This is a genomic window from Streptomyces olivoverticillatus, assembly GCF_014203555.1.
GTDB lineage: Bacteria > Actinomycetota > Actinomycetes > Streptomycetales > Streptomycetaceae > Streptomyces > Streptomyces olivoverticillatus.
In genome coordinates, this window is sequence record NZ_JACHJH010000004.1 from 357,082 (window position 1) to 369,969 (window position 12,888).

The 12,888-nt window shown below is 69.2% G+C and carries 10 protein-coding genes, 1 tRNA gene and 4 pseudogenes; 9 read left to right on the forward strand and 6 right to left on the reverse strand.

Going from position 1 to position 12,888, the window contains the following annotated elements; translation table 11 throughout:
* Positions 1 to 144: 144 nt before the first annotated feature.
* Positions 145 to 792 (reverse strand): FMN-dependent NADH-azoreductase, encoded by a 648-nt coding sequence (locus FHS39_RS15795; RefSeq protein ID WP_184349981.1) that lies wholly within the window; start codon positions 790 to 792, stop codon positions 145 to 147.
* Between the two features lie 105 nt (positions 793 to 897).
* On the opposite strand from FHS39_RS15795, the gene FHS39_RS15800 reads away from it, so the two are divergent.
* Positions 898 to 1,275, forward strand: coding sequence for a winged helix-turn-helix transcriptional regulator (locus tag FHS39_RS15800; RefSeq protein WP_184349982.1), 378 nt, complete (start codon positions 898 to 900; stop codon positions 1,273 to 1,275).
* A gap of 91 nt (positions 1,276 to 1,366) precedes the next feature.
* Here FHS39_RS15800 and FHS39_RS15805 read toward each other — a convergent pair.
* Positions 1,367 to 1,993 (reverse strand): annotated as a pseudogene (locus FHS39_RS15805) (ATP-binding protein).
* Between the two features lie 107 nt (positions 1,994 to 2,100).
* Positions 2,101 to 2,988 carry a glycerophosphodiester phosphodiesterase gene (locus FHS39_RS15810; RefSeq protein WP_343069596.1) on the reverse strand — a complete coding sequence of 296 codons (888 nt, stop codon included), beginning with the start codon at positions 2,986 to 2,988 and terminating at the stop codon, positions 2,101 to 2,103.
* A 523-nt stretch (positions 2,989 to 3,511) separates the two neighbouring features.
* Here FHS39_RS15810 and FHS39_RS15815 point away from each other — a divergent pair.
* Both FHS39_RS15815 and FHS39_RS15820 read left to right on the forward strand, forming a co-directional pair.
* Positions 3,512 to 5,032: a S1C family serine protease gene (locus FHS39_RS15815; protein ID WP_343069597.1), complete on the forward strand. Its 1,521-nt coding sequence runs from the start codon at positions 3,512 to 3,514 to the stop codon at positions 5,030 to 5,032.
* A gap of 41 nt (positions 5,033 to 5,073) precedes the next feature.
* Positions 5,074 to 5,160, forward strand: a tRNA-Ser gene (locus FHS39_RS15820).
* Positions 5,161 to 5,842: 682 nt separating this feature from the next.
* Here FHS39_RS15820 and FHS39_RS15825 read toward each other — a convergent pair.
* Positions 5,843 to 7,045 (reverse strand): hypothetical protein, encoded by a 1,203-nt coding sequence (locus FHS39_RS15825; RefSeq protein ID WP_184349984.1) that lies wholly within the window; start codon positions 7,043 to 7,045, stop codon positions 5,843 to 5,845.
* A 267-nt stretch (positions 7,046 to 7,312) separates the two neighbouring features.
* On the opposite strand from FHS39_RS15825, the gene FHS39_RS15830 reads away from it, so the two are divergent.
* From FHS39_RS15830 to FHS39_RS15845, 5 genes and pseudogenes are all read left to right on the forward strand, one after another.
* Entirely contained in the window at positions 7,313 to 7,585 is a 273-nt protein-coding gene (locus FHS39_RS15830; protein ID WP_184349985.1) for a hypothetical protein, read from the forward strand.
* Between the two features lie 14 nt (positions 7,586 to 7,599).
* Positions 7,600 to 8,964 carry a replication initiator protein RepSA gene (gene repSA / locus FHS39_RS15835; protein ID WP_184349986.1) on the forward strand — a complete coding sequence of 455 codons (1,365 nt, stop codon included), beginning with the start codon at positions 7,600 to 7,602 and terminating at the stop codon, positions 8,962 to 8,964.
* Positions 8,965 to 8,966: 2 nt separating this feature from the next.
* Positions 8,967 to 9,053: pseudogene (locus tag FHS39_RS25480) on the forward strand (DNA-binding protein); the annotation flags it as partial.
* A pseudogene (locus FHS39_RS15840) lies at positions 9,049 to 9,618 on the forward strand (tyrosine-type recombinase/integrase); the annotation flags it as partial. The pseudogenes FHS39_RS25480 and FHS39_RS15840, both read left to right, overlap by 5 nt.
* A gap of 36 nt (positions 9,619 to 9,654) precedes the next feature.
* Positions 9,655 to 10,659, forward strand: a pseudogene (locus tag FHS39_RS15845) (NAD-dependent epimerase/dehydratase family protein); the annotation flags it as partial.
* Positions 10,660 to 10,666: 7 nt separating this feature from the next.
* Here the strand turns inward: FHS39_RS15845 and FHS39_RS15850 are convergent.
* Complete coding sequence (locus tag FHS39_RS15850) at positions 10,667 to 11,542, reverse strand: glycosyltransferase (protein ID WP_184349987.1); 876 nt, start codon at positions 11,540 to 11,542, stop codon at positions 10,667 to 10,669.
* 78 nt (positions 11,543 to 11,620) lie between these two features.
* Here FHS39_RS15850 and FHS39_RS15855 point away from each other — a divergent pair, with 78 nt between their 5' ends.
* A complete protein-coding gene (locus FHS39_RS15855; RefSeq protein ID WP_343069598.1) occupies positions 11,621 to 12,046 on the forward strand; it encodes an NUDIX domain-containing protein in 426 nt (141 codons plus the stop codon).
* A 308-nt stretch (positions 12,047 to 12,354) separates the two neighbouring features.
* Here FHS39_RS15855 and FHS39_RS15860 read toward each other — a convergent pair whose 3' ends face one another.
* A complete protein-coding gene (locus tag FHS39_RS15860; RefSeq protein WP_184349988.1) occupies positions 12,355 to 12,804 on the reverse strand; it encodes an ester cyclase in 450 nt (149 codons plus the stop codon).
* Positions 12,805 to 12,888 lie beyond the last annotated feature (84 nt).

The following is a 12,888-nucleotide window of genomic DNA, read 5'->3' on the forward strand; positions in this document are numbered from 1 at the left end:
CCACCGGGGCCCGACGGGGCGCAAGGGCCGGGCAGGGTGGGTGGGACGGGCGGGCCAAAGTGGGTCCGATGGGCCAGATCGGTCGGGTGGGTCGGACGGTCCGGACCGGTCGGGTGGGTCAGACGGCCCGGACGGGCTGGCGGCTCAGGCGGAGAGGCGGGCGGCCAGGGCCTTGGCCTTGGTGGCGGCGGCCTCGTGAGCCTGGGCGCGGGACGCGTCCGACTGGTCGATCAGGCCGGCCATCGCCGGGACCGAACGGGCCAGGGTGAGCTCCGCCGCGATCACGTCGACGTCGAGGCCGAGCAGACCGCCCAGCACCTTCTCCAGGTAGGTGGCGGCGAACTCGAAGCCCTCGCGCGGGGTGCCCGGCGCGTAGGAGCCGCCGCGGCTGGTCACGACGGTGGTGGGCTTGCCCGCGACGGAGGAGTTCTCGCCGCCGGTGCGGCCCATGATGATCACCTGGTCCAGCCAGGCCTTGAGGCTGGAGGGGATCGAGAAGTTGTACATGGGCGCGGCGATCAGCACCGCGTCGGCGCTCTCCAGCTCCTCGGCCAGCTCGTTGCGCAGGTCGAAGGCGGCCTGCTGCTCGGCCGTGCGCTCGGCGGCGTCGGTGAAGAGTGCGGTGATGCCCGCCTCGGATATGTGCGGCAGCGGGTTGGCGGCCAGGTCGCGGTAGACGACCTTGCCGTCGGGGTGCTGCTCCTCCCAGGCCTTGCGGAAGGTCTCGGCGACGTCGCGCGACGTCGAACCCTGGGAGAGGGCGGAGGAGTCGAGGTGCAGCAGGGTGGCCATGGGAAGCTCCGGAAGAAGTGAGAGATGAAGTTTGGTGCGCAACTAGTAGTAACACAGGAGCTTACTTTTTCGCAGTAGCTCACGGAACGGGGGTACCCTGGGGTCATGGCGGAGGACCGGGTTCACAGCGTGCAGGCGTGCAAGAGCGTTGACGACGGCATCACGCGGGTCTTCGAGCTCTTCGGCAAGCGGTGGACGGGCCTGATCGTGGCCACCCTGCTGCCGGGGCGCGCGTACTTCGCCGAGCTGCGCCGGGCCATCCCGGGCATCAGCGAGCGCATGCTGTCGGACCGGCTTACGGAGCTCGCCGCGGCCGGCCTGGTCGTACGCGAGGTGGATGCCGGCCCTCCGCTGCGGGTTGCCTACGGGCTGACGGAGGCGGGGTCGGCGCTCGAGCCCGCGCTCAAGGAGCTGGGGCGATGGGCCGCGGCGCACCTGGAGGGCGGCGGGGCGTGCCCCCGCGAATTCCGCGACGGCGCGTAAGGGTCGTAGGTGCCGTAAGGAGCGCAAAGAACGCGAAGAGTCGCGCGGGCGGTAAGGCCGGGGCCGTGAGGGTCGTAAGAGGCCGTACGGCTCAGGCCAGCTCGTCGAGGTCGTAGGTCAGCTCGGGCGGAAGGCCGGAGTCCAGGCCGTGGCCCAAGGCGGATTCAACGCGCGTAGCGAAACCGGCGTGTGTGGAGAGCGCGGCCCATACCGTCACCTCGCCGACGGCGTCCCGTACGCCCCAGTCGAGGGAGAGCACGCTGATGATGTTCAAGCCCCGGCCGCCGCGTGCGGTGACCGAGGGAGTGGCCGGATGTGGGCGGGTCGGGCCGCCGCCGTCGGTGACCTCGACGGTGAGCCGACCGCGCTCGTCCACCCGCCAGGCGGCCCTGATGCCGCCGTCCTCGCCGTCCCTGCCGCCGCTCTCGGGGCTCAGCGGGCGCCCGTGCCGGTACGCATTGCTGAGCAGCTCCGAAAGGATCAGTACGGCGTCGTCGATGACCGAATCCGCTACCCCGCTGGAGCGCAATTCCTTGCGCATCCGGTGTCTTGCCTCGCCCACACCGGTTGGACCATGGGGTACGGCCATGATCGACGACGTGGGCACCTCCTGTGCCACCACCAACGCCACCCCCGAGACCTCCTTTGCCCCACGTCAGGGGATGGATGCCCCAATGGCCTGGACCGGAAACCGGCCAACTCCGACGCGGGGGTGCACTCACGCCGCTCGAATACGGTCTGAACGCGCCGGTGCACTCCTTGTAAGGGGGTGTGGGGGGCTGTCAACGGAGCTGTCAGTGGGTAGAGATGGGGCCTGGCAACGGCCTAGCGTCGGCCGAGCTGGGTAAGCACTGCTTTGGGGCGGTTGGTGATGACCGCGTCCACGCCGAGGCGGGCGCACAGCTCGACGTCCTCCGGTTCGTTGACGGTCCACACGTGCACCCCGTTTCCCGCGCGCTGGAGCCGGGAGACGAATTCGGGGTTGTTGCGCACGATGCGGATGCTCGGTCCGGCGATGCCCACTCCGGCGGGCAGCCGTCCGTCGCGGTAGCGCGGCGAGAGGAACTGCATCAGATAGACGGTCGGAATGCCGGGTGCCGCGAGGTGCACCCGGTAAAGGGAGCGGGCGGAGAAGCTCATCACCCGTACGGGCGAGGGTTCGTCCTTAGGTGGCCGCGCGAGGCCGAAACGGTCGAGGAGGGTGATCAGCCGCTCCTCGACCTGACCCGCCCAGCGCGTCGGGTGCTTGGTCTCGATGGCCAGCTCCACGCGGCGGTCGGCGTCGGCCACGAGCTCCAGGAGCCGCTCGAGAGTGAGGACGGAGGTGCGGTCGCGATGGTCGTCGTCCGCCTCCCCGGGGAGGGATGCCGGGGACACCCTGTCGAGGTCCGGGTCGCGGTCGGGGGCCTCGGCGTCGGTGGCCTGACCCTTCCACGAGCCGAAGTCGAGGGCCGCGAGATCGGCCAGTTCGAGTCCGGAGACGGCACCGCGGCCGTTGGACGTGCGGTTCACCCGACGGTCGTGCACACAGACGAGATGCCCGTCGGCGGTCAGACGTACGTCGCACTCCAGCGCGTCGGCGCCGTCCTCGATCGCTTTGCGGTACGCGGCCAGCGTATGTTCCGGAGCGTCCTCGGAAGCTCCGCGATGGGCGACGACGTCGAGGGAGTGCCGCTCGGGACGGCTGTCCCGGGCCGGGTACGCATAGGTCACCGCGTTATGGTGCCACCGGCTGGCACAATCACGCATGCGGCGCAATTTGTCCGGAGTAAAGACGGATGTCAGAGGGCACAGCCTCCACTTACGGCGGTCTGACGCGCGATGGGAAAAGCTGGCGGCAGACCGTATGAGAGCGTGGCCGGAAGTCGCGACGAAACTGACGTGCACCTGATGAGGAGACACCGTGAGCACCGAGAACGAGGGTGCGAGTGCGCCTGCGGCCGAGCAGACGGGCGCGCCTGCGGCTGAGCAAGCAGTGACGTCGGCCGCGGCTGGGGAAACGGTGCGGCTGCCCGCCGCGGCCGCCTCCCCGGACGGTCCGGAACCGGACGACTACGTGCTGGCCGATTCCCACGCCGGGGCGCCCTCTCCCGCGCTGCCCGCGAAGCCGCCGCAGCCTGCGGAGCTTTCCGACGCGGTCGGTTCCGCCGGGTCCGTTGCTTCCGCCGGTCCCGCTGGTTCCGCCGACTCTGCTGGTCCTGCCGGTCCGGTTGATTCCGCACCCGCCGTCGATTCCGTGCCCGCCGCTGATTCCGCACCCGCCGCGCAGACCGCGGCCGTGCCCGCGGTGGACGTCGTCGGCTCCTCCCCGCAGGCCGAGGCCGCACCGGCTCCGCAGGCGCCGGTGCTCACCAAGACCGCGCCCGATGCCGATGCGCCCGCCGCGCCGGTGGCGGGTGCCGTGCCCGCGCCTCCCGCCGTGGCTCCCGCGCAGGCCGCGCAGACGGCCGCGTTCGCCAGTGCGGGGATGCCGGGCGGTTACCAGGGCAACGCCGCCGGTGCCGGGGGCGGCGGCTGGTACGGCGGTCCCGACGCGCCTCCGCCCTACGGGGGTGCGCCCGGTGGTGCCGGCGACGGCGCGGGCATGGGGCCCGTGGCGCCGTGGGGTGCGCCCACCCCGCCGCCGCAGCGCAAGCGCGCCGGCGGTCTCGTGGCGGCCGTCCTCGCGGCGGCGCTCGTCGCGGGCGGCGTGGGCGGCGGCATCGGCTACTGGGCCGCCGACAAGGCCGGCAGCGACGGTTCCACCACCGTCTCCTCCTCCGGCGACCCCAAGACCGAGAGCCGCACGCCCGGTTCGGTCGCGGACATCGCGAGCAAGGCGCTGCCGAGCGTCGTCACCATCGAGGCCCAGAGCAACAACGGCGAGGGCGGTACGGGCACGGGCTTCGTCTACGACAGGCAGGGCCACATCCTCACCAACAACCACGTCGTCGCCTCGGCAGCCGACGGCGGCAAGCTCTCGGCGACCTTCTCCGACGGCAAGCAGTACGACGCCGAGGTCGTGGGCCGCGCCCAGGGCTACGACGTGGCCGTCATCAAGTTGAAGGACCCTTCCGGCGCCAAGCTCAACCCGCTGCCGCTGGGTGACTCCGAGAAGGCGGCGGTCGGCGACGCCACGGTCGCGATCGGCGCGCCGTTCGGCCTGTCCGGCACGGTCACGACGGGCATCGTCAGCGCCAAGAAGCGCCCGGTGGCGTCGAGCGACGGCGGTGGCGGCGGCCAGGCCTCGTACATGAGCGCGCTGCAGACGGACGCGTCGATCAACCCGGGCAACTCCGGTGGCCCGCTGCTCAATGCGCAGGGCGCCGTCATCGGCATCAACTCCGCCATCCAGTCCGCCGGGAACGGCGGCGGCTTCGGCGGTCAGGGCCAGTCCGGCAGCATCGGCCTCGGCTTCGCGATCCCGATCAACCAGGCGAAGAACGTGGCCGATCAGCTGATCAAGAACCGTACGCCGATCTACCCGGTCATCTCGGCGACGGTCAACATGAAGGACGCCGGCACGGGCGCCAAGATCGCGGCCAACGGCGCCAACGGCACGCCCGCGGTGACCCCGGGCGGACCGGCCGACAAGGCGGGCCTCAAGCCGGGCGACGTGATCACCAAGCTCGACGACACGAAGATCGACAGCGGTCCGACCCTGATCAGCGAGATCTGGTCGCACCAGCCGGGCGACAAGGTGACGGTCACTTACACGCGCGACGGCAAGCAGTCCACGACGGAGATCACCCTGGGCGAGCGCAAGGGCGACAACTGAGGCGATAGGCTGACCCCCGCACTGCCCGATGGACGGTGCGGGGAGGCTTGCCCGAGCGGCCTAAGGGAACGGTCTTGAAAACCGTCGTGGCAGCGATGTCACCGTGGGTTCAAATCCCACAGCCTCCGCAGTTTGACGGCCCCTGACCAGGCATGACGGTCGGGGGCCGTCGCCATGTGTGCTCCCCACCAAGCGCCGCCGTTAACCGTGGTTGACCGCCTGTTCTGGTGCGCATCTGGTGCAGCCACGCTAGGCCCCTCGGTGGGACTCCTGTCGCCCTGGGCTGGTGTCGATCTGATGACGCCCTGATTTGAGTCGGGCTGGGTTGGCGGTGCCTGGCGGTTGCCTGGGGCGTGGGCTCGTCGCTGTCCGCTGGTGGTGTCGGAGTAGGGCGTTGGCGTCACGGCGGGGCGCACTATCTCTCCTGCACAGCGCGCAGCTACAGGCTCTTCCGAGCACGGCATGTCGTCGAGAAGATAGATGCTGCGTAGCGGGAGGGGGACTGAGGGGAATCGTGGCGCCAAAGAGCAATGATCAGCGCTTGTTGGGCCGTATTTTGGAGGATCAGCGGTCTCGGCTCGCGCCTGTTCGGGGCTGTCCGTCTCGACCTCAGCCGACGGCAGTCAGTCCCGACGGCGGGCGCGACGACAGATCAGGGCGCCCGTATGCCTCACGGTGCCGACCACGAGCCTCAACCACCTTGCCAGGTATCTGCCGTGGACCAAGGCACCCCCATGGCGGCCGGGCCGGTGCTTCGCCGTCCCTTGTTGCTTCAAGAGGCTGTCCCGACTCGCCACGTAGAAGCCGTTCTCAGCTGAAGCACCCGGGTACGGGGTTGGGGCTTGAAGCGCAGTTCGTGGGGGAATTGGCGGTGATGGTAGAGCTGGTGTTCGTGACGGTGCCCGAGTTGTAGACACCGCCCGGTGCGGTGCTGGAGGTGTTTCGCGTGACGGCACTGGAGTTGAGGTGGGCGGTGCTGCCGACACCGTTGAAGAGTCCACCGGCTCGGCCTCCGGCCGTATTGCCTCTGAGGGTCGTGGCGTTCAGGGTCAGCGCCCCCATGAACTCGTTCCGGATGCCTCCTCCGTCGCCGCTTGTGGCGGAGTTGCCGGTGATGGCGGTGCCATTGATGGTCATGGTCTCGGCCGCGTTGAAAGCACCTGTCCAGATGCCGCCGCCGCCAGGGTGGTTTGATCCCGTGGGTACGCCAAGTGCGCGGTTGTTCGTGATGGCGCTGGCTGAGATGGTCATCGGCCCGCCGTCGTGGTCGATCCCCCCACCCGCGAAAGCGGACGTGTTTCCGCTGATGACGGTGCCTGTGATGACGCCGGTGCCGTCGTCTTGGTCGTAGCCGCCTCCTCCTCCGCCGACGAGGGGCGAGCCCGCGGTGTTGTCGGTGAGTCGTGATGCGGACAGGGTGAGGCTTCCTCCGGAGTTGTCGATGCCCCCGCCGGCGAGTCCGACGGTGTTGCCGGTGATGCTGGTGGCCCGGATGGTGGCGGTGCCCCCGGCGTTGATCTCCACTCCCCCGCCGCGACTGGCACTGTTGTCGCTGATGGTGATGGCGTTGGCGTTGAGCGTGCCGCCGTTCTCGACGAGGATTCCTCCGCCGTCTCCGGTGGGGTTGCCGTTCTTGATGGTGACGATCGAAACCGTGAGCCTGCCGCCGTTGGCGATGTCGAGAAGGCGGAAGGTGTTCGTGCTGGTGGGGTCGCGCCGGATGGTGGCGCCGTTGCCGATCAGGGTGATGGGCGAGGTGATGGCTGGCGTGGCGTCTTCGCCGCTGAAGGCAGCGGTGTAGTCATAGGCACAGCCGGGGGAGAGGAAGAGGGTGCCGCCGCCGTTGGTGTTGGCGTTGGTGATGGCGGTGTTGAGGTCTCCCGTGCTGCAGCCGACGAGGGTTTGGGCGTGGGCGGCAGGGATTGACGTGAGGCCGGTGATGACGGTGATGGCGGTGACGACACCTGCCGCGAGGGTGGTGCGGCGGGACGGATTGATACGAGGGTGAGGCATGACAGGGGCTCCCGACTGGACTCCCGGGGCCCTGTGATCGCATGTGTCGATGTAGAGGGCGGCTCGGGATCGGCATGAGCGACTGACCCATGTCCCGTGAAGGGGTGGGCGGCTCGTCGCGCGGATAACAGGAGTAACCCACCCCCGCGTCTTGGGGCGCAAGAGCTAGACAGAAACTCGCATATTAGGACTATCAGGGTGTTGTCGCCGTCGACACAGTGACGGTGTGCACCTCGGCAAGCCCACAACAAACTCGCCATGTAGACCGTGAATCGCCCCGGCTTCCTCGCCTCGACCTGCACCTCCTCCGACGGCCGCCTGCAGTTCGCCGAGTCCATGATGCTGGCCATGGACGGTGTCGAGCGCATGACCACGCTGCAACGCATCGCCGACGCCGCCGCCCGGCACCCGCCCGAACTGCGACGGCTTCGCCTCCGCCGCCATCACCGCCGGCGGACGCAACCAGTCCGGCCACCTCCAGACCATCACCGTCGACTGCCCGGCCTGCCACGGCACCGGCACCCGCACCAGCTGTCGTAACCGGGAGGGTGTCCGTGCCTGACCTGCTCGACCCGACCACCCTCAGCGACCTGCTGAGGGTGGCTTCGGCCTCCGACCACTCCCGCCGGGAAGACCAGATCCGCCGCACCGGCGGCTGCGCCGACCCCATCCACCTGCGCGGCTGGGTGATCCACAAGGACAAGGCAACCGGCGCCACCCTGCACCACTACTCAACCGAGTCCGAGCCGGGCGGGCGTCTCCGCGTCGCCTGCGGCAACCGCCGCGCCTCCCGCTGCCCGGCCTGCGCATGGACCTACGCGGGCGACACCTACCACTTCATCCGCGCTGGCCTGGCTGGGGACGACCGCCGAGACATCCGCGCCACCGTCCGCGACCATCCCCGCGTCTTCGCCACCCTCACGGCCCCCTCCTTCGGCCCGGTCCACAACCGCCCGGACCGTGCCGCCTGCCGCTGCGGCATCCACCACGCTCCAGACGCACCGGAGCTGGGCACCGCCCTCGATCCGGCCACCTACGACTACGCGGGCGCCGTGCTGTTCAACCACCACGCCGGACAGCTCTGGCAGCGCTTCACGAACCGCCTCCGCCGCGAGATCGCCGCCCGTGCCGGCATCACCCAGCGAGAGCTGAAGGAGCGTGCCCGCTTCTCGTACGGCAAGGTCGCCGAGTTCCAGAAGCGCGGCGCCATCCACTTCCATGCCGTCATCCGGCTCGACGGCCCCGATGGACCCAACACCCCACCACCGTCCTGGGCCACCGTGCAGCTCCTCACCGATGCCATTCATGCCGCCACCACGCACGCCTACACCTCTGTCTCAGTTCCGGCCGTCGAGGACCAGCCCGCCCGTACCTTCCGCTGGGGCGCCCAGCTGGACGTACGGCCCGTGAAAGCGTTCGGGGACGGCTCGGACATCACGGAACAGGCCGTCGCCTCCTACGTCGCCAAGTACGCCACCAAAGCCGCCGAGACCACCGGCACCCTGGACCGCCGCATCGGCGAACTCCCCGAACTCGACCGCCACCACGTCCCCGACCACACCCGTCGTCTGATCGAAGCCTGCAAGCGGCTCGATCCGCTCTACCCTGACCGGCGCCTGTGGGCCTGGGCACACATGCTCGGCTTCCGGGGCCACTTCTCCTCCAAGTCCCGCCGCTACTCCACCACCCTGGGCACCCTGCGCCAGGCACGCGCCGACTACCGGGCCGCCCAAGAGGCCGCGGCCCTCGGCCTGGACGACGCCGAGCCGGACACCGTCCTCGTCCTGGCCGACTGGCAGTACGCCGGACATGGCCACCCCCCCCCAGGCGAATCTGCCCTCGCCGCCACCATCCACTGCGGCTTGCAACTCAACCGCGAGACAGCTCGTGACGCACTGGCGAATGAGGGGGAGTGGTGACCATGGACCGACTCCTCACCGTGTACGAGGTCGCGGAGCGGCTCGGTACGGGCGTCCGCTTCCCTCGCCGACTCATCGAGGAACGCCGCCCGGATTGTGCGGTGTGCCGATAAGCCGCATGACTCGTTGATCGCTCTCCTCGCGTACGCGGGACTGCGTGTCGGTGAGGCGTTCGCCCTCCGGCGCGTGGACATCGACGTGTCCGGCGGCTTCGTCCTGGTCGATGAGAACCTGGCGGAGGCCAACGGCGCCTTGGTCTTCGACACACCGAAGTCCCACCAGAAGCGGCTCCTGCAAGTCGGCCCGGCGCTTGCGAAGCGGCTCGGGCGACATCTGGAGACTCTGACCGGTGGAGATGACGCGCTCCTGTTCACGACCCCCGGTGGCAAGCCGCTTCGCTACAACCAGTGGCGCAAGGCGTACTTCGACCCCGCCGTGTCGGCGGCCGGACTGACTGACGTGACCCCACATGATCTGCGCGCCTCACACGGAACGTGGGTCGCCGATCATTACGGCGTAATGACCGCCGCTCACCGGCTCGGCCACTCGAACGCGAGCGTCACGACTCGGCACTACGCCCGGCCGGTCGCCGGACGTGATGACCAGGTGGCCGAAGCGGCGGACTCCTGGCTCAGCGGGCATGAGTCCGATCCCTTGGCCGAGTTCGATGGCACGACCGTTGCAGTAACCGGGGGTGGAGGACTGATCGGCAGCCGTATCGCCGTCCGGCTCCGCGCAGCCGGGGCCCGCGTGATCGCGGTCGGGAAGCTCGACGCCTACCCGAGCGAGGTCTACTCCGACCTGTTCGGCATCGACACCTGCCACCCCGACACCGTGGTGGGCGATGTGTCGGACCGCGCGATGATGCGGCACGTCATCGGCCAGTCCGACTACGTCATCCATGCCGCCGCCATGGCGGACGTCGCCGCGTGCACCCGAGAGCCCCATGCGGCCCTGGAGACCAACGTTCACGGCACACAGGTGCTCCTGGACGAGGTGGCTCGCTCCGGCCATATCAGGCGGCTGTGCTTCACCTCGTCGGCCAGCGTCTACGGCAACGGTCACTCCGTCGAGCTGGGCGAGCCGGTGCAGTTCAGCGAGGACGACACGGCGTCGCCGCTGTCGGTCTACGGCAACACGAAGCTCTGGGGCGAACACCAGGTGAAGATCACCATGGAGGCCGCCCAGGTCCCGTATGCCGTGGTGCGGTACTTCAGCGTCTACGGCGAACCCCAAACCGTGAAGCAGGGCTCTCACTCGTGGGTCGTGGCCTGGCTGGCCATGCGCGCCAGTCTCGGCCTGCCGCTCGAACTCAACGGGGGCGGCTACCAGGTGCGCGACTTCGTTCACGTCGACGACATCGCCGAGGGCACCATCCGCGCGCTGATCGCTCCCGGCGCCGACGGCCAGGTGGTGAACATCGGCACCGGACGGCCGACGACGATCCGCAGCATCGCCGACCGCATCCTGATGCACTACCCGGATGCCGCGTTGGTCGAGCGACCGTTGCCCCCTGGGGATCCGATGGGCGGGTACGCGGACACGCGTCGCATGCGTCGGGCCCTCGGATGGAAGCCGCAGATCACCATGGAGGACGGCGTGGACCGCTATGTGAAGTGGGTCAACGAGCGGCCGGAAGCCACACCGGAGTGGATGCGGCAGCTGGCCGGGGCATCCAGCCTCCGGGTGGTGTGAACGCGGGTTAGATGATCGGCGGGCGGCCCAGCCTGGTCATGCGCCACACCGTGGCCCATCTGATCGGCTGGCGCCGCCCGCACGGCGTTCTGACGCCTTCCATGAACCCGCCGGCCCATGCCTTGAGCCCGCCGAGAGACCGGCTCCGGGCGAGGGTGAGCAGGGTCCACACGCCGAGGTAGACAGGGACAAGGGCGGCGGGAAGGTGGCGCTTGGCCAGCCAGACTCGGTTACGGGCGACCATCCGGTGGTAGACCGCGTGGCGGGTGGGCAGGGTACGCGGGTGCTGGAGGACGAGGCCGGGTTCGTAGAGGATCTTCCAACCGGCATCGAGGGCCCGCCAGGCGAGGTCCGTTTCCTCGTGCGCGTAGAAGAACTCCTCGGGCCAGCCGCCTACTTGCTCCAGCATCGGCATCGACAGCGCGTGCCCGCCGCCGAGGAACGTGGTCACCAGCCCGCGGCGCATCGGATCTCCTGCCCGCAGGCGCGGAACGTGGCGCCGCTGGGTGTGCCCCGTCTCGTCGGCGATCCGGAAACTGACGATGCCCAGCCGGTCGTCCTGCTCGTACAGCTCCTGGATCCGGCCGAAAACATCGGGGCTGAGCAACAGCCCGTCGTCGTCCAGGTCCACCACCACATCGACGTCCCCGAATTCTTCCAGGGCCCGCAGGGCGACGTTACGGCCACCGGAGACGCCCAGGTTTTCGCCCAGCTCCACTGCGGTCACGCCGTCGGGCAGCGGCGGCAGGGGAGAGCCGTTGCCGACGACCACGATGCGGGTGGGGGTGGCGTCCTGCTTGGCCACGGAGTCGAGGAGGGCTCGCAGCTCTTCGGATCGGTTGCCCATCGTCAAGATGGCGACGCCTACGCGCGGGTGACGCACGGGTGAACGCTCCCTCCACCGCCGGATCGTTCAGCGATGCTAGCGGTTCGCAGTGACCCCAGCCGGGCGGAGGAGAGCGTGATCAGTCAGGAGCCGATGGGCACGGCAGCAGTGATCACCAACGGGAGGGGTGACTACCTGCTGCACCTGCGGGACAACATCCCGGGCATTTGCGATCCGGGAGCCTGGTCCCTCCTGGGCGGCGGCCGTGACAGCGACCAGGAGAGCCCAGCGGACGCCATTGCCCGGGAGCTGAAGGAAGAGGCTGGTCTTGTCCTGCCGGACCTCCTGCCTTACACCGTGGTTACCGTGCAAGGGCCGGAAGGCGAGGGGCGGATCACGGTCTTCGTTGGGTGCTGGGACGGTGACGCCGGGGAGCTTGCCCTCACCGAGGGCGTGATGCTGCACTGGTTCCCCGCCGAGATGCTTCCCCGGCTGGTTATGGCCGCGTGGGCCCGGGCCGTGATCGAGCAGCACGAGCAGGGGCGGAACGGCTGTGGCTGATGTTCAGCCGATGTGACGGCGCAGGTCCCGAGCTTGTGGCCCATCTCTGGCCCGTGGAGCAGCCTGAGTGCCGCCGAAAGGGTTGTTTCCGCAGGTCAGAAGGTCAGCGCGGTCTGCACCCACAGCCCTCTTGAAAACCGTCGTGGCAGCAATGTCACCGTGGGTTCACATCCCACAGCCTCCGCGAGACCAGCGCAGGCGCTGGTCAGAAGGGGTGTCCCGGATCGGGGCGCCCCTTTCGCGCGCACGACCTCGCGCATGGTCTTCCCCGTGATCACTGCGGCTCGTGCCTGCTCCGACACGCTCCCTCAGTCCTCGCTCGGCCAGTCCCAGCCGAGTTGGAGGAACATGCCGAGACGGTCGCTCACAGCGCGGATCTCGGCGATCCGGCCTGCACGCACGGTGAAGATCCAGATCTGTTCGACGTCACAACGTCGGCCGGTCGGCTCGGGCATCCGGGCGTGATACCCGGTGTGGACTCCGCGTACCCGAAGCCGTGCCACGACCTCGTCGCCCTCGGCGATGAGCTGTTCCGCGTGAAAGCCGTCGTCCGGGTGCTCGGCGCTGAACGCGGCGAGTTGCTGCCGGAAGCCCTCTATCGCAGCGCCCGGCGCTTCCTCCTCGCCAAAAATGATCTTGTTGTGGTCCACCACATCCGGTGCGAGGTACTGCACCCAGTCCTGGCTCGCCCGGTCGTTGAGCGCGGCAATGAAGCCGAGGATGACCTGCTTGTTGTCGAAGGCGGTGACGGAGGGCATCTGCAGCTCCTGTGGTGTCCGGGGAACGGGCTCTTAGACTTACGGCGTAAGTATCGCCGGAGTCCGATTCTTGCCTTACCTTGT